Source organism: Thermincola ferriacetica, from assembly GCF_001263415.1.
Taxonomy (GTDB): Bacteria; Bacillota; Thermincolia; order Thermincolales; family Thermincolaceae; genus Thermincola; species Thermincola ferriacetica.
The window spans coordinates 65,165-83,167 of the sequence record NZ_LGTE01000001.1; the positions used below are offsets into that span (position 1 = coordinate 65,165).

Sequence of the window (18,003 nt, forward strand, 5' to 3'; positions counted from 1 at the left end):
GCCTACCTGTACCTGTACCAGTGGTCACCTCCTAGTTATAACGTCAAGACCATGCTTATATTATTTTGCTTGGTGGGAGGTGAATTTATTCGATATAATAAAAAAACGAAGACCTGTTGGTCTTCGTTGCTGATCAAATAATAACTAATTAAATATCCAAGCTAATCCCTATTGAAAATATATGGCGGGAGCGTGTGGGAATCGAACCCACCGCGGACAGGATCACTGCCCGCCAACGGATTTGAAGTCCGGGCAAGCCACCAGGCCAAATCCGCTCCCGCAAGAGGACAACAATTATTATAATATAACCGACATTTTAAGTCAAACATATTCGGCGCCTGAAAAAACATTCCAGGAATGGAGGACATCTATAAAAATATTGATTCCCGTCGGTCAGACATGGGTTTACTTTTACGTCAGAGTATGAGATAATAGAATCGAAATATTCCCCAGTTTTGTCACTATATATTTGCTTACAAGGGAGGTTTAAAGTGATGTTCGGTTTTTTGCCAAGCATAGGGTTCCCTGAACTGATATTAATATTGGTTATCGCGTTAATAATCTTCGGGCCCGGTAAGTTACCCGAAGTGGGTAAGGCTCTGGGCAAAGGTATCAGGGAATTTAAAAGCGCTTCCAAAGAAGTGCAAAAGGAAATTCACGAAGCAGTTAATACTTCTGATAATGAAGCCAAATAACTTAGGAGCAGGTACAATCTGCTCTTTTTTTATAGCGACTTATTTTGGCAAATTTGGCAGGAATTTTTTCGATATTATCGAATATATTGCAAATGGATATGCTAGTATTCATAACAAAAGATAAGTTTTCTTTTCCAAGCAGGTGAATCGATGAAGGCTAAAGAATTATTCGGCGAGATCCGCAATGATCTTGTTCTGGTAGAGAAAGAATTAAAAAAAATTGCAAATTTGCCGGAAGAAAAATTATTGTCAGAGACTTCAGGTCATTTATTGAATGCCGGCGGTAAACGCCTTCGGCCGGCTTTTGCTTTACTGGCGGGAAAGACATTTCAATACGACCTGGAAAAACTGTTGCCATTAGCAGTAGCCTTGGAATTAATTCATATGGCTACCCTGGTCCATGACGATGTAGTTGACGCCTCTGTCACCAGAAGGGGAATTCCAACTGTTAAAGCAAAATGGGGAAACCAGGTTTCTGTTTATACCGGCGACTTTATTTTTGGCCAATCCCTGATTCAGATTGCCAGGTGCAACAACAAGAAAATTGCCGAAATACTGGCAGATGTAAGCGTAAAAATGAGTGAAGGAGAAATAGTCCAGTTGCGGACAACCTTTGACCCCAAGCAGTCTTTGCGTGATTATTTGTTTAGGATCAAAAGAAAGACTGCCCTACTTATTTCAGCCAGTTGCGAATTGGGTGCGCTTGCTGCCGGGGCCCCGGAAAACTTTGTCCGGGCGCTACGCTGGTACGGATATTACCTGGGGATGGCTTTCCAGATTACTGATGATATCCTAGATTTGATTGCCGAAGAAAAAGAACTGGGGAAACCTGTTGGCAGCGACTTGCGGCAAGGGGTTGTCACGTTACCGGTAATCTTTGCTTTACAAAAAAGCCCGCGCAAAGAATGGCTGGCTGAAGTTGTTGGAAAACCAGACAAGAAAGAGGGTGAAGTCCTAGAGGCTATTGATGAAATAAAAAAATGCGGGGCCATCGAATATTCTTTTGGCGTGTCCCAAAGATATTTGATCAAGGCTAAGCAACGGCTGGAAATACTGCCTGAAAGTAATGCAAAAAAGAGTTTAGCGCTTATTGCAGATTTTATTAACATCAGGACTTATTAGAGAAAATTGGCAATTGAGAAATGAATCAAAAAATTCTTACATCCAAAGAAGGGATTTTGCAATTTTTGTAGAAATTCATTGTTTATTAGGAGAGGCCAAAACTTAGTATTTTTAATTCTATCTATTTTTTGTGCTTCTTATTTTTATCTTTTGATATGTGAATTGCATTACAAGAAATTTTGGGGTGAGGAGGCTAGTTTGGGATGGGTATCCGAGACAAATTTAAGTTTGATTTATCAAAGACCGAGGATAAACTGAAACTGTTTATCCTGGTAAGCGGCGCTCTTTTGTTTATCCTGGTTGCTGCTGTGGCGGGGATTTCATTAACCATGTCCCCAGAATTCTGTGTCTTATGTCATGACGCCATGCAGCCCGAATACGTGACGTGGAAAGTATCATCACACAGTAATATTCGCTGTGTGGACTGTCACATGGAGCCGGGTGTAGTTAACATATTAATAGAAAAAGTAATGGCTTCCAAACACTTAATTAATTATGCCATAACCAAGGAATATAAGGAAGAGAAACCTCTGCACATGAAAAACGAACTGCCAAGCCATCTCTGTGAGAAGTGTCATAATGTGAAGAACCGGAACTTCACACTCTCTGGTGATCTCATTGTGCCGCACGAGTTGCACGGAGAAAAAGGAGTAGGATGCGTGAAGTGCCACTCCGGTGTTGCCCATGGTAATATTTACAAGAGGGGTGTCAGTGTTGGCGACATTGGAGCATGGACCTTGGAAGACGGAAAGAAAAATATGGCTAAGCAATTTACTCAGCCGGATATGGATGTCTGTGTGGAATGTCACATGAACCCGGCCAAGTTCGGCGTGCAAGGGGTTAAAAGCGTTACCTTCCGCTGCGAAGCTTGTCATAAATCAATCTTTACTCCGGAAAACCATAAAGACAAAGGCTGGACCTCCCAGGGCTTACATGGTGTGAGCGCCGAGTCCGGCGACAAAGAGTTCAAGGGCTGCGTAATGTGCCACAGCATCGGTGTGAAGACCGAGAAGATTGCTACCGGCAACAAGGTTAAGGACTTTGCTTGGGGTAATCAGTTCTGCTCCAGTTGTCATGCCAAACTGCCGCCAAGCCATGCACAGAGAGATGTCTGGATGCCGAACCACAAAAAAGTTGTGGCCACCAAGGGCATGAAGAACTGTGAAGCATGCCACAGCCTGAAGGCTCCCGAAGGAAAGGTTTCTGCACCCGCCGGTCTCTATTGCAACAAGTGTCACTGGTTCAAGTAGAATTCATTTCACCTGACGCGCTTTATTTACTGCACGATATCCACCAGGGGACTTGGCTGAATGTCCACTAGGGAGGAACCTTGATGAAGTTACCTCAATGGAGCTTGTTTAAAAAACTGGATCTTTCAAAGACGGAAGACAGGCTGAAACTATTTATTCTTGTATCTGCTGTCTGTACCTTTATGTTAATAGCTGTGGCCGGCGCCATTCGGGTTACCATGGAACCATCATTTTGTGGCAAATGCCATGTAATGAGGCCTGAATATGTAACGTGGGAGGCTTCCTCCCACGTTCAGGTTGCCTGCACCGACTGTCACATTAAGCCGGGTCTGGGCAACCTGATTATACATAAGATTGCGGCGCTCAAGGAGTTGGCCCTGTATTTTACGAACACTTATGATCGTCCGATAAAAATGAGCCATAAGCTTCCCGATGAGGTCTGTACGCAGTGCCATTCAACCTTTCGTGAATATACTCCGTCGGGTGATTTAATAATTCCCCATGAGCGCCACGCGGCTAAAGGTGTAATGTGCGTGGAATGCCATTCGGGAGTGGCCCACGGTAATATTGTCAGACGGGGTTTAACCAGGGACGGGAATTATGCGGCCTGGACCACTGCTGTCGGGAAACAGCAAATGGCCAAGGATTTTACCGAGCCGAAAATGAATGTCTGTATGGACTGCCACAGTAAACGTAAGGTAACAAATGCCTGCGAGGCTTGCCATACATCGATTACCATGCCGCCTGACCATAAAGTCAAGGGTTTTGGCGTCACCCACGGGAAACTGGCTAAGAAGGATATAAGTTATTGTAACAAGTGTCACTCTTATGCAGTGGCCGGAAATGAAATCCCCGGAGTCAGCAAAGTTGCCGAATATGCCAGGGGGAATTCCTTCTGTTACAACTGCCATATGAAACGACCCGATGGCCATACTGAAGACTGGCGTGTCATTCATAAGCGGTCTGCCAAAAACAATGTTGACGGATGCTTAGTATGCCATAACAATACTCCGCCCAGGAAAGAGGACCTGGCGACTCCGACCTATTGTCAGCAATGCCATGGTGCTGTGGCCAAAGCTGAAACATCTAACAGCGGTGTTGTACAGAAGAGCGGCGTTCCGCAAGCGGAGAAGCAGGCGGCGAAGCCGGGCAACACGGCTGACGACTTTAAGAAAACCAAAGCCCACCCGCCAGGCTGGAGAAAACAGCACCCACAGTTTATTAAGACTGAAGGGATTGCCAGGGGCAGATGTTTCTCCTGCCACGATACAACCAACTGTTCACGGTGCCATACGGGAACGAATTAAAATTTGTCGAATTATGTAAATAAAAAGTTGGTGGAATAAGGAAAAAAGCAGTGGATTTTTATGGTGTTTTAGGATTATAATATAATTAACCGCAGAAGAAAATTGAAGAGCAGGAGAATTATCATTCTCCTGCTTTTTCAGGCCTTTTTAGACTGGTATTTTCATCCTCTGGGACCACCAAATACCTCAGTTGGCGGACTTTGAAAAAGCCCTGTGTGCGTACCAAAACCAAAATTTAGAAGGGGTTTATAAATTTTTGGCGAATCAATTAATTAGAAGAATTGAACATAAAATCCACTGCCCCCCTAATCTTTTTTCACCAACCATACGATATATAAATATAGATAGAAATCTAGATTAGCCGCACCAGTTGTTGTGGAAAGGTGGCGAAAGGAGCCGATAATAATGGGGCGTAACAGGATATTGATGTTCGGTCTCCTTACGGTAGTAGTGGTTGGGATTCTTGTATCCTTACCGGCGGTCCGGCAGGAGCTACGCCAAATACTTAATACTATACAACTTTATATTAGCGATAACCCCACCGGTCCCAAGCTGCCGGACAGGGAGAACGATAAAAAAGAATGTGGTTACTGCCATTCCGATAAAAGCAGGGACTTCAGTAAAAAGTATCAACACGCCCCCTTTGCCAAGTGGTTCTGCAAGGACTGCCACGCTTCCCACACCGTGGGCAGCGGAAAATACGAGTACGTGGTGGAAATTGATAAGCTTTGTACCACTTGCCACTTTAACCGGAAACCAAACGCGCTTTATCCATACCAACATATGCCCTACCAGAAAGGCCACTGCACCGATTGTCATGACCCACATGCATCAGATTACGAATACTTGCTACGTATGCCACAAAAGGAACTTTGTACAAGCTGTCACCGAATGGAAATTTTCTGGAATTTTTCTGTTAAACATAAACCTTATGAAATTGGCGCCTGTGCCGATTGCCATGACCCACATGCTTCAAAATACAGAGGCATGACCAGGCTGCCGGGTAAGGCGCTGTGCTTCACCTGCCACTATGACCGGCAGAGTGAGACCCTGCAGCCCGTACAGCATCTGCCCTTCAGTACGGGTGAATGTACCAACTGCCACGGCGCCCATGCCACCAATGCCGATGCGTTGCTTCTGTTGCCGGGTAACAGTTTGTGCCTGAGTTGCCATGTGGGCATGAATGAAAAACTGAAAACGGGTTATGTACATACCCCGGTGAAGAGAAAATGTACCGAGTGCCATGTGCCGCATGCATCCAGGTACCCGGCTCTGCTGCCCGAACAGAGGACCAACTTGTGTTACCTGTGTCACGGTGACCTGCGTCCGGAGTTCCAGAAAGCGTCCAGGCATCCTGTGGGTAACGGACTTCTGGAGTGCGACGGTTGCCATGACCCGCATGTAGGGAAAGGACCGAAACTGGAAAGAGAAAAGGGTAATCAATTATGCTACTTATGCCACCTTGGGCTGGAGTCCACTTATGAACAACTGGCCCACGCTAAGAAGGCCAAGGGCCCGGGTGGGGTAGGGGCATGTACCAATTGCCATGTGCCGCACGGGTCCCAGTGGAAGCCGCTGCTGCGCGACAAGCAAGAGCCCATGTGCAACAACTGTCATACCAAGATTGCCAAGGCCAGGATTAACCATCCCTTCGGGGAACAGTATAAAGACCCATGGCACGGCGGGACCATGCACTGCACTAGTTGTCACGGACCGCATGGGACGCCTTATAAGAAATTTACTTTACTGCCGGATGACGGGTTCTGTCTGAAGTGCCATGGTGAGAAACGGAAGGACAATGCAAAGTACTATACAGTACACCGTCTGGTTCCGGCGAAAAATGAGCCCAAGCCAAAAGAGGTGGAAACAAAGGTACCGCCGAGGAGTGCGAATAAGACGAAGGCTATAAACAAGAAGGCCGGAGGACCTTAGTAAACTTGCTTTGAAACATGAAAGCTAGGGGGATAAGACATGGAGCAGACAAATTCGGAAGTTTCCCTTCGTACAGCGGTAATTATTTTGATTGCGGTTATCACAGCGCTGGCAGTAATTGGTTTATATGTAGGTAATAAGTTTTTTTGGAAGCCAGTTGATGCCAGAACTGTGGCGGAGAAGCGCTTTGACAGCATTGAGACAGCTTATAAAAATAATCCCAAAGACAAACAGGCTGCTTTAGCCTATGCTATTGCGTTGTATACACAGGGAAAGAACGGTGCTGCGGAAAAACTGTTTGCGGAATTGGCAAGGAAAAACCCCGGAGATAACGCAATTCTGGTAAATTACGCAAGTTTTAAAAAGGACACGGGCGACAGGAAAAAAGCTGCAGAACTGTTCGAAAAGGTGCTCAAAAAAAGTCCGTACTTTGTACCGGCCAATGTTCAATATGCGGTTTTGTTACGTGAACAGGGCAAATATGAGGAGGCTCTGACGAAGATTGACAATGCTTTGAGGATTGAACCTGCTGCTGCTGATATCCTTCTGGAAAAAGCAAAAATTTATATTGCGATGAAGGATGGTCAGAAGGCTAAAGAGTATTTGCAAAGGGCTCTGAAATTTGTTCCCAATTATGAAGAGGCACAAAAACTTATGAAACAACTGGAACAGGAAGGTAAATAATATGGCCAAAAAAATATCGAGATCAACCCTGCTGAACATTATATTGGGAGCTGCTTTAATCGTTGTGCTTGTATTCGGATATTTTTACTTCAAGAGAGTAAGTCCTGTTGAAGTAGCGCAGACAGTAGTTCCAGCCAATTTGCCGGAATATGAATTTATGTTTCCGATTTATGGTGGAGAAAAGGAATTCAATAATCCGTATGAGATACTGGCTTTTAATGACGCAGTGTACGTGTCCGACAGTAAAAATGCCAGGATTGCCGTCTATGACCGAACCGGAAAGCACCTGAAAGACATTGTTTCCAAGGAAATGAAGTATCCGGCAGGTATGTACTGGGACGGCGAACGTTTGTGGGTGGCCGAAGCCATGAACCATAAGGTTCTGGTTATGAATGCCGACGGTAATATGCTGGACAGAATTTCACTTGACAATAAAGTTCTGGTTGCCGATATTGCCGTAAATGGAAATAAATTGTATCTAATCAATATAAGGGCGATGCGGATTGAGATATATGACCTGAATACCAGAAAACTTATTAAGAGTTTTGGGGGGATCGGCAAGGAGGAAGGAAAACTTTATTATCCCTATGACCTTACGGTCAGGGACGGAAAACTGTATGTAGCAGATTCGCTTAATAACAGGATTAATATTTATGACTTGGACGGTAAATTTATCATGACTCTGCCCAAACGTACAGGCGATCCGAAAAAGGGCGGCCTTTCTGTCCCACGCGGGCTTGCATTTGATAAATCCGGCGTGTTGTACACTGTCGAGGGCATGGCTCACCGAGTTACTGCCATTAACGATAAGGGAGAAATACTTATGCAGCTTACCAAGAGTCAGCCCCTCAACGAAGAAGAGGTAATGGATATTACTCTTCCAACCGATGTGACCTTTGATGAAGTTGGTCGTATGTATGTTCTCGAACACGGATTTAAGCGTATACTGGTTTATAAAAGAAAATAGCCTGGAAAGGAGGTGACAAAGATGAAAAAGTTAGTTTTAATTTCCTTAGTGGCCGGTCTGATTACCCTCATGGTGTCTGCAAATGCTTTTGCCGAAGAACCTTACTACCATGGCGACTTTGCTGCTGATACCACCGGGTGCGCCAAGTGTCACGTTACCCACGCCGGTGCTGCCAAGGCGTTGTTGATTGCAGGTCCCAAGCAGACCGACTTCTGCTACTATTGTCATAACGGTATACTGAAAAGTCCGTATGATGCGGAAAACGGCCAGATAGAAACAAGTACCGGACTTCATGCTTCCCTGGCCGGCGGTTTCTTGAAGACCTTTGACTTTGACAACAAAGTATATGGCACTGATGACAGCAACACTGCCAATTATGTTTATAGCACATCCGTTCACGGTGTGGAAAATTATGATAGCAATGACTGGCTTAACGGAGTGCAGATTCCAGGTGGTAGCAATACTTTAACCGGTGATTTCCGCTGCGGTTCCTGCCATGACCCTCACGCCGGCGGTACTTATCCGGCAGCGGGTGTGATGCCGCGTCTGTTAAAGAAAACCTTGCCGGCTGCTAACCTTAATCCGGCAGACCATCAGGACTGGGAGTTCACTGCCGTTGCTGCTTCTACTACTGGGGGCTTCAAGTCCAAGGTTGTAACTGACTACGGTGTCAATGCCGGTGTATGGTGTGCAGGCTGCCATGACCTCTTTAATCAGACAGCCCACAATGCCGGTCAGACGCAGGAGACTATTACCGGTAAATACATGCACCGGATGAATTTCGTCATTAATGCAAGTCAGGTTACCAACATTCAGCATGCTACTATTGACAAACTGGCTTTGGCTGATAACGCCGGTGCCAAGACACTGACCTGCCTCACCTGTCACAGGGCGCACGGTACGGCTTCTTCTGTGAACGCCGGTCTTGTATTCCCGCGTGCCGCTTCGTACTTGCACGGTGACGGCACTGCAGCATCCAATACGCAGAGGTCCAGCGTCCTGCTGAGAGAAAAGAACAGGGACGTCTGCTATGACTGCCATGGTGCTGCCCAGTACAATACGCCGACGTTGCAGGCTAATTAACATTGTCTGATACGAGTGCCCAGTTTCCCATCTGGGCACTTTCTCTGTTTTTGGGGGTTTTCGACAAATATATCAAAAATTTTTGTTAGTTTGATAATGAAAGTCATTATATAAAAAAGCAGTTTTGTTTCCGGGGCCTCATTGCTTGCTGCAGAGGATCAGAAGTTTCCACAAAGTTCAATATTAAAACTTTTACAATAGTGCATTAAAATATAGAATGCAGCATAGGAATTATCAGATCTGGCTGGAATAGATTATATTATTGGAAGGGAGGTTACAAATTGAGAAAGTACCTATTTCTGGTCAGTATGGCACTGGGCATATATTTGTTTTCTTTTGGCGGTTTTGCCGGTGCTGTTTCCGGTGACTGTAGCAAATGTCACGGAGACCTGGTAACGAGTTTTGAGCTGGATGCACCGAATCCTGAATTGACATGTGCGGTGTGCCATAACCATTACGCTATGAATGCCAAGCACCCTTATCCCAATTGGACGGCACAGTATGTTACAGGCATAGGATATTTTAAGAGTGCAGACAGTGTGTTAACAGGGCCGCCGGCCATACACAATTATCACAACGGTTCGAATACTCCGGCCGGTACCAACAGTTGCGGTAAGTGTCACAGGGCAGTCAAATGTGAATCTTGTCATCAAAATGTCAAACATAAACAACATGGAAGCTCAGAAATAACCAGTTTCCCTGCCTATGTTGTTGCTGACGGAAAAGCCTATGCTTCGCAACAGCTATCCTGTGCAGCTTCAAATTGCCACAGGTTTTACTCACCTGGTATTGTACGCACTAATTCCAACGGGACACAACTGTGTGTAAATTGCCACAGCACAGATAAGAGTGGGCATAATGAAACGAATTTGGGGCCTTTGCATGATTCTTTCTCTTCCACCTTGAATATCGGGGTCACTAATTATCAGGTTTCGTGTGAAGGTTGTCATGCTGCTACATTATCGGCCGAACATAAAAAAGCGGCCGGGAGGCTGGGTCAACCGGAGGACAATGAATGTGGCTACTGTCACGGCGCCTCCGCTCAATCAACTGTTGCGGCTGAAGTTAGTGATATCAAAACAGCAAATGCACAAATTAAAGATCCGAAATTGAAGGCTGAAAACCGCGGCTGTGTGAAATGCCATTTTAATATTGCTGTACTACCGGCAAGACCTTCCGAGCATTTGACTTATCATATAGCTGTTAACAGTAATAACTTAAGTGTTGTTGGAGGGCCGCATAAAGACTGTAATACCTGCCATGCTAACGTTAAATTGTTTTCTACTATAAGCAATTTGGCCAGAACGCCCATAGATCAACGGAAATATGATTGTTTTGTGTGTCATAACCAACAATTTAATTTAGCTCCGGTACATAAAGCAGGACTTGATGGACAGTTGTCTGACGTAAATGAGGTGCACTATGGCTGTAATACGTGTCACACTCCGGGTACTAAGCCGTCAGAGAAAGTAGCGCAAATTATTGATGAGTTGAAAAATGGGGCTGAAGGCTATGAGTGTGTGGATTGCCACACCGGGGATGTGCTTGATGCAGGACATGCAGGAAAAATTGATGCGAATTGTACCAAGACTTGTCATAAAAGCAGTTTAACGGAAGAACATTTGAATAATCCCGTTACGCAGGCAAATAATCAAGATAATCCTTTAACATGTAACACGTGTCATGCGAATCCGGACGTAAAATTTGTAATAGCTATAGGAGATACTGATTGTGCCGCCTGCCATTACCACGCTCATAATTTAAATATAGTTCAGCAGGTTCCGGCAAACATACCATTGTATCCAGGATTTGAGTGGTCTACTCCTCAAAATGCAGAAATTTGGCTGGGCGAACCATGGTTTGATGTGACTTATCAGGCTAATTCCAAACGGATTGTATCAAACAGGCGCTCAGATGTTAATTCAGAACAGATAAAGGACTTTTACTTGACAAATATGACTACTCTGGGGTGGATGTCTTTATCTGAAGAAACTATAAATAGAACTATAATACTCAAATTCAACAGTGGCAAACGATATGCGTCTGTTATGATTTACGATTCCGAGGTTCCGGAAGGGCAAACAACAGTTCCGGCAGGGATAAAAATTGACATATTTTACAAATAATAATAAATAATATTGTTTTTTGATTTTATTGAAAAAGATATGCTGATTACTTGGGCATATCTTTTTTTGTGTTTACTTAAATGTATTTATATACAAGTATTATTGGAGCCAGAGCTACTAAACTATGAAACCTACTTAAGATATAAGGGGCGTGATAACAGGCATATTTTATACGAAAATAATATTTAAGTAATTAGGAAAAACGGGCGTTTTGAGGGAAATAAGTCGAAAAAATTAGCGATATCGAGTAATTTCCAGAATTTAAAAGGTATTGTAACATAAATCCAGTTAAGATAAGTTGAGAAATCAAGCGATAAATATTATGATATAAAAGTGGCTAAATATGTAATTTTCTAATGTAGGGCTTTTATGAAGGAGGTGAAATCAGGAGTGCAGAAGGTAACTGAAAAAATATTAAAAAAAGGAGGTGAAATCGTGTATAAAAGAAAAGTGGTTTTATTAATTATGTTGCTTGTGGGTATTATGGGTTATGTCGCAGTTGAACCTGCAGCAGCGCAGACTACAACTGATTGCACAAACTGCCATGGAGATGTAGTGAGCAATTTTGATTTAGCGCCGCCGGTTCCGCAAAACACCTGTGCAATTTGCCATAATCATTATGCAATGAATGCTAACCATCCTTACCCAAGTTGGACGGCAGTATATGTTGATGGAATAGGGTATTTTAAATCGCCGGACAGTGTTACAGTAGGACCACCAGCCATCCACTCATATCATAACGGTATGAATACTCCTGCATTAACCAGCAGTTGTGCGAAGTGCCACAAAGCTGTAAACTGTGAAACATGTCACCAACCAGTGAATCACAAAGAACATGGCAGCACACAGGTGACTTCTTATCCTTCTTTTGAGGTAGCTACAGGTACCAGTTATGTTTCTCAGACATTAACATGTGCCACATCTCAATGCCATAAGTTTTACACAACTGGTGGTGTCCTAAGAACCAACCCCGACGGCACTCAGCTCTGCCTTAACTGCCACAGCACCGACAAATCAGGTCACACCGAAGCACAGCTTGCCACCGCCCACAGTACTACCTTTACCCAAACACTTATTCCTGAATCCAACAACGAACCCATTAACTGTACGAGCTGTCACGATAGTTATCTGAACAGGGAACACTTCAACAACAGCAACGACTGTACCACCTGCCACAGTTCCACTACGCCTGCTGAGGTAAAAGCTGTGGTTGACAGCGCCAAAGGTGTTGAGGCCAACCGGGCCTGTGAAAAGTGCCACTTTAACATGGCCGTGCTGCCGACACGCCCGTTGAGTCACCCGTTGTACCACGTGGCTGACAAGAGCAACGGCCTCAGTGTGGTCGGAGGACCGCATACAAGCTGTAATACCTGCCATGACAGGGCTGAAATTCAGGGTACTATCAAAACCCTCGCCTACAGTAGTGTAAAAGACTACTCCTGTTTAGACTGTCATACGGGCGGAACCAATCCGAAGGCTCCGGTGCACAAGGCCTATTACAACGGCCAGCCAATGGCCATTATGGACGTACATACCAGTTGCGCTGTTTGTCACACTCCCGGCACCACCTATGCGGCCAAGGTTGAAACTATCGCTACCGCATTGAAGGCTAACCCAGCAGGAAGTTACTCTTGTACTGAGTGCCATACCGGTACTGCCGGCCACAAGGCTACTTTTGAGGGAGTAACCTATAACGACACGACAGCCTTCCACCTGGCATGTACTGATTGTCACAACGATACTTACAAGAGTACTATAGCCAGCCTGAAAGAACAGGTTAAACTCGGGTTAAGCTACGATTGTGCGGCCTGCCACAGCGCCGGCGCCACCAAGGGGGTATCACCTTATTACCCGGTACACCAAGCTGGAAATGATGCCGTTGTCGGGTTCCACCCGGCATCCTGCAACACCTGTCACGGAGTGGTTAACGGCAAGTACAACATAAACCTGGATGGTCTCAGGTCCAAACTGCCTGCGCCGGGATACGCTTGTACTGACTGTCATAATGGGACAGTGACGGAAAGCGGTCTGGTGGCTAACGCTCCTTACCACAAGGCGCAGGATGACAAGGGCACCGTTTATGTGACCACAGACTTTCACCCGACCTGTGGAACCTGTCACGACAGCGCCGATGCCAATGTGGTAAATACCATCAACACCAAGTCCGGCACCACCACGCCATATCTGTGCGCTGACTGCCATACCGGCGGACTGGCTGCCCTGCACAATGCCAAGTGGACCAATGGAACGGCTTACGAGACCACCCAGTTCCATAAGGATTGTGCCCAGTGCCATGCCAACACCAATCAGGCAGTAACCGATAAAATTCACAGTCTGAGCGGCAGTACCACAGGCTATAACTGTACCGATTGCCACAACGGCCAAGTAGTTCCGGCTGCCAGGCACGCAGCTAAATTGAACGCCAATGACGCTGCTGAGCAGGAGACAACCCAGTACCACCTGAAGTTATCGGCAACTGCGGCAGAGTCGTGCTTCCAGTGCCATAACAATGAACTGGTGGCTGCTGATATGACCGCTATTTTCTCCGCGGTGAAGAGTGGAAACGGCTACCTGTGTACTGACTGCCATAATAACGGTACCAGCGCGCCTTATACGCCCAATCACTCAGCCGTACTTGACGCGGAGAGGTTCGACACCTTAACCCTGCATCCGGCCTGTACCACCTGCCATACTACGGCAGCAGATACCAACATCAGGAATCTGAAGGGGCAGACAGGTTACGAGTGTCAGGTATGTCACGGTGACGTTTCAGCCAAGCACACCAGTCCGACAGTACTGACCGGTGGTATGATTACCTGTGCATGGTGCCACAACAGTGATTTGGTAACGACACACCTGAATCCGCCCGTGCGATTAGCCAAAACCATGCAATGTACCACCTGTCACGGAGCGGCATCACCGGTTAAAACTCAAGTGCAGCTTGGCCAGAAGGAATGTGCCAACTGCCATGACGGCGTAACTATCGACGGCATTCACCCAGGAAAACAATATGTGCCCAAGCATACGGCCGTATTCCCGACCTTCCTGCCCGAATACAGCCCGAACTGCGTGAACTGCCATAGCGGTTCAACACCGGGTACAGTGCCGACTATTGATTCTTTGCACTCGGCGTACTTGGTCGGCTGTTCGGAATGCCACAACGATACTACCTTTAAGCCGGCTGTAACCAGTCTGAGCACCAACTGTGCCGGCTGCCATGACAATGCCGTCAAACCTGGCATGGATATGACCGAAACCCACAAGGCATTCCATAACGCCAATACTGCCAAGTACCCGGCCACAGCCGCATGTCTGGAATGCCATGCCAAGGACGCCACAGTTGACGGCCAGAGCTTACTGGGAGTGCATAAAAAGAACCCAGCTTCCACCGTCACCTGCGACACCTGCCACGGCGCTAATGCCCGGGCAGAAGTCAAGGCGGCAGTGGCGGCAAATGACATAAGCTGCCAGGCTTGTCATGCTAATGTAAGCCACAACCACGATGTAAAAGCATATGAAGCCAATACAGATGTAAACTGTGTCAACTGCCATGCCACCGACAGCACCACCAAGACTACCGAGCTGAGCAAGCTGCACAGTAAATACGGGAAAGATTGTTCAGCATGTCACACCGCGCCCTTTGAGACAGCGGTGATTGCCAAAGACGGCACTATCGACATGCTGAAGAACGGTACCGAACCAATTTACTGCAGTACGTGCCATAACGGCGATACAGCCAACGGTTACCCGGCAACCAGGGAAACCAGGCACGCGCCAGAACACAAGGCCAGTCAGAGTGAAGCAGTAACCTGCAGCACCTGCCATGACGGGACAACAGTACAGGGGTCCTTCAATATCGCCGCCAATACGCCCGTTGACGTGACTGGAATCCACAGCAGCAATAACTGCAATACCTGTCATGATAACGCCAACGTACAGGGAGTGATCAGCGCCAAGGTTGGTCTGGCCAACGGTACATACAACTGTACCGAATGCCATGACGGGACCAAGGCGAAAACCCATAACAAGCTGCATACAGTAACAGCGTTTACCGATGACGGGGCTACCGGCTGTACCAACTGCCACAATGCCGACGTAACTGTGCAGCACAGTGAGAGCTTCAAGGCAGGGCTGAACTGCGATACCTGCCACGGCACAAACGCAGCCAACGTACTGCCCAATACGCCCGTTGTAATCAAGAATAACCTGAGCACCAATGCTAGCCGGACAGGATATACCTGTACCGATTGCCACGGTAATGTGTCTCATCAGCATAAAGTGGCCAAGACTGGTTACCAGGCCATGCCTGCGGTTGAATGTTCCACCTGCCACGCCACCAATACGGCCACAGGCGAGGCGGAGCTGTACGAACTGCACAGTAAAGCCGGTATACCCAACTTTGGCTGTGCCACATGCCATAACAGCACCTTCGAAGGCGTGGGCAAACCCATTTCCGGTGACAAGAACCTGGATATGATGAGAAATGGCGCGCCCATTTACTGTACCGACTGCCATAACGGCAGCCTGACCAATACAGTGGATTCGGGCCATCAGCCAGAGCATACCGCCAAGCATAGCGCTACCGGCATGAGCTGTGACAGTTGTCATGGATTCACTGCTGCTGCAGGGCAGGCTGTTGACATTAAGTCAACAGATATCCACCCTGGCGGATGTAATACCTGCCACAGTGGGGCTTCAAATACTCCGGCTCAGCAGAAGGCTATTGTTATCATAGCCAATGGTGTTGGAAAGGCCAATCCTGAGTATAACTGCGAGGACTGCCATGGCCAAATTCACCTGGGCTGGGATGCCAAGCACAAGCCGACATTCCCTGCCGACCCGAATATGAACTGTGCCAACTGCCACGACAATTACCTGCCGGCAGAGCATACCAAGGCACTGACCGCAGCAACGGGAATTGGTTACGAAATATTCCGGGCTACTTCCAGCAGCGGACCCTGGACTTCCATCGGTAAGACAACAGCCACCGCTTTTGCCGATACCGGCTTAGCGGCTGATACAACTTACTACTATAAAGTCCGGGCCTATGACGGCAAGCCCAATTACTCGGCAGACAGCGCTGTGGTGAGTGTCAGGACCCTGCCTGCCACATCCGTCAGCATAGTTAATCCCGATTCAGCGCGCTATGCTTCCGGTAATAACGGTGAGTCATCCAACGATCCGTCATCCACCACAGACGTATTATCCAAGCTGACCGATAACAGTAACAGTACCTACGTCACAGTAAAAGAAAACGGCAGCAGCGACCAGTATATTTTTGTCCGGGTGGCAGAGGAAGCACAGAAATATGCCAAGGTTGAACTGAAGCTCAGTGTGCGGTACTACAACGGCACCAACCTGAGAATATACCCTTATGCCACCGATACCGGAATTTATACCAGCAGCACCGGTTATTACGTCAACGGTCCTGTAAGCTCCAGCTCATCTTCATTTATCACGGAGACTATCGATGTTACAAAAGCAGCCCAGGCCATGAGCGGGTTCGGCTGGATGAAGTTCCGGATTAAGCCCGATCCCGGCAAGTCCGCCAGCGTCTATATTGCCAACGTGCAGCTTGTGCTGACCCAGAATACCGCTTCCGGAGGCAGCGTCAGCAATCCTCCGGGCGACCTGAGTCCGAACAGCGGTGACACAGTGGCGCCGTCCGTACCCACAGGGCTGACTGCGCGGGCAGATTACTACGACCGAGTAGACCTGTCATGGACCGCCTCGACTGATACCGGAGGCCCCGGCAGCGAAGCCCAGACCTGTGTATTATGCCACAGCAGTACGGCACCCGACCGGGTGAAGACGGCCGTGCGGAACAAGAACGCCAACTGCAGCGCCTGCCATGACATTCACGGAGATATAGCCACAGTGCATACCGCACCCGATTTTGGCTTTACCTCCTACAACTGGAACTGCAGCAAGTGCCACAGCGCCGTATTGACTGATGAACATGCCAAACGAGGTCTGAACTGTGCCACCTGCCATGACAGCGCCAAAGCCAAAGTCAGGGCAGCAATAGACAGTACAGCCACCGACGGCAGCAACCGGAAGTGCAGCAACTGCCATACCGGGACAGCCGATGGAGCGGGAGCTATTCATACCGATATAGCTACACCGCACCTGACCGGGATTTTCCCGACGGCTACCGATGCTGACTGCCTGAACTGTCATGATACCCAGAAGGCAGAATTTGCCGATACCAGGGCAGCTTACCACGTAGTGGCCGGTCTGAGCAGCAAGGCCAGTGGTTACGGCAAGTATATCAGCCCCTGGACAGCGACCAGCGTGGTTGGCTGTAAGGGTTGCCACGGCGACAACAATGACGGCAAGGCACAGCAAGCAAACATCCTGAAACGGCCGTACACATATACTGCCAACTCAGGACAGGCCGATATGCTCTGCTTCCTTTGCCACGACCGGGCCACATACGGTTACGGCGGGAGTTCAAGCGGTACTTCAGGTTTCAGCGAGGGCGGAAAGAACCTGCACAATATTGGTGACCACAAAGTCAACGGCGTTGTGCAGTGTTCCTGGTGTCATGCTGCAGTACCGCACGGTACCGCGAAGGCGCACCTGATTGTGACCAAGTCTGACCCGAATTCCGCAGGCAACCTGCTGACGAACTTTACCCATCCGGCCAGTGGAAACTACAGCAAGAGAAGTTGCGGTTCGGACAGCAAGCAGTGTGATGACCACAAGGGTTATTAATTAACCTGCAAAATAATATCAGTATACTTGAAAAGGAAACGGCAACAGAAATGTCGAATTAATTTGTTGGTATACTAAAGCTGTGTCCGTCAGGGGCACAGCTTTAGTACCAAATTTTTG

At 47.4% G+C, this 18,003-nt stretch carries 10 protein-coding genes and 1 tRNA gene; 10 read left to right on the plus strand and 1 reads right to left on the minus strand.

The genetic code is table 11. From position 1 onward, the window contains the following. Positions 1-182: 182 nt before the first annotated feature. Positions 183-279, minus strand: a tRNA-Sec gene (locus Tfer_RS16245). A gap of 215 nt (positions 280-494) precedes the next feature. Here Tfer_RS16245 and Tfer_RS00340 point away from each other — a divergent pair. The 10 genes from Tfer_RS00340 to Tfer_RS00385 all read left to right on the plus strand — a co-directional run bounded on the left by Tfer_RS00340 (position 495) and on the right by Tfer_RS00385 (position 17,883). Continuing rightward, positions 495-695 (plus strand): TatA/E family twin arginine-targeting protein translocase, encoded by a 201-nt coding sequence (locus Tfer_RS00340; protein WP_013119998.1) that lies wholly within the window; start codon positions 495-497, stop codon positions 693-695. Positions 696-845: 150 nt separating this feature from the next. Further along, the gene (locus Tfer_RS00345) at positions 846-1,817 is read left to right on the plus strand and encodes a polyprenyl synthetase family protein (RefSeq protein ID WP_052216389.1); all 972 of its coding nucleotides are present in this window, start codon (positions 846-848) and stop codon (positions 1,815-1,817) included. Positions 1,818-2,020: 203 nt separating this feature from the next. Beyond that, entirely contained in the window at positions 2,021-3,067 is a 1,047-nt protein-coding gene (gene imdcA, locus Tfer_RS00350; protein ID WP_052216390.1) for an inner-membrane decaheme cytochrome A, read from the plus strand. Positions 3,068-3,150: 83 nt separating this feature from the next. Continuing rightward, the gene (locus Tfer_RS00355; RefSeq protein WP_052216391.1) at positions 3,151-4,374 is read left to right on the plus strand and encodes a NapC/NirT family cytochrome c; all 1,224 of its coding nucleotides are present in this window, start codon (positions 3,151-3,153) and stop codon (positions 4,372-4,374) included. 405 nt (positions 4,375-4,779) lie between these two features. Continuing rightward, complete coding sequence (locus Tfer_RS00360) at positions 4,780-6,306, plus strand: cytochrome c3 family protein (RefSeq protein ID WP_052216392.1); 1,527 nt, start codon at positions 4,780-4,782, stop codon at positions 6,304-6,306. A gap of 39 nt (positions 6,307-6,345) precedes the next feature. After that, positions 6,346-6,990, plus strand: a complete 645-nt coding sequence (locus Tfer_RS00365) for a tetratricopeptide repeat protein (RefSeq protein ID WP_052216393.1) — start codon at positions 6,346-6,348, stop codon at positions 6,988-6,990. Between the two features lies 1 nt (position 6,991). Continuing rightward, complete coding sequence (locus Tfer_RS00370; RefSeq protein ID WP_052216394.1) at positions 6,992-7,957, plus strand: NHL repeat-containing protein; 966 nt, start codon at positions 6,992-6,994, stop codon at positions 7,955-7,957. 21 nt (positions 7,958-7,978) lie between these two features. Next, positions 7,979-9,040 (plus strand): cell-wall cytochrome A, encoded by a 1,062-nt coding sequence (cwcA, locus tag Tfer_RS00375; protein WP_052216395.1) that lies wholly within the window; start codon positions 7,979-7,981, stop codon positions 9,038-9,040. Between the two features lie 281 nt (positions 9,041-9,321). Then, positions 9,322-11,166: a cytochrome c3 family protein gene (locus tag Tfer_RS00380; protein ID WP_052216396.1), complete on the plus strand. Its 1,845-nt coding sequence runs from the start codon at positions 9,322-9,324 to the stop codon at positions 11,164-11,166. 435 nt (positions 11,167-11,601) lie between these two features. Continuing rightward, positions 11,602-17,883 (plus strand): cytochrome c3 family protein, encoded by a 6,282-nt coding sequence (locus Tfer_RS00385; protein WP_160315504.1) that lies wholly within the window; start codon positions 11,602-11,604, stop codon positions 17,881-17,883. The last annotated feature ends 120 nt before the right edge of the window (positions 17,884-18,003 follow it).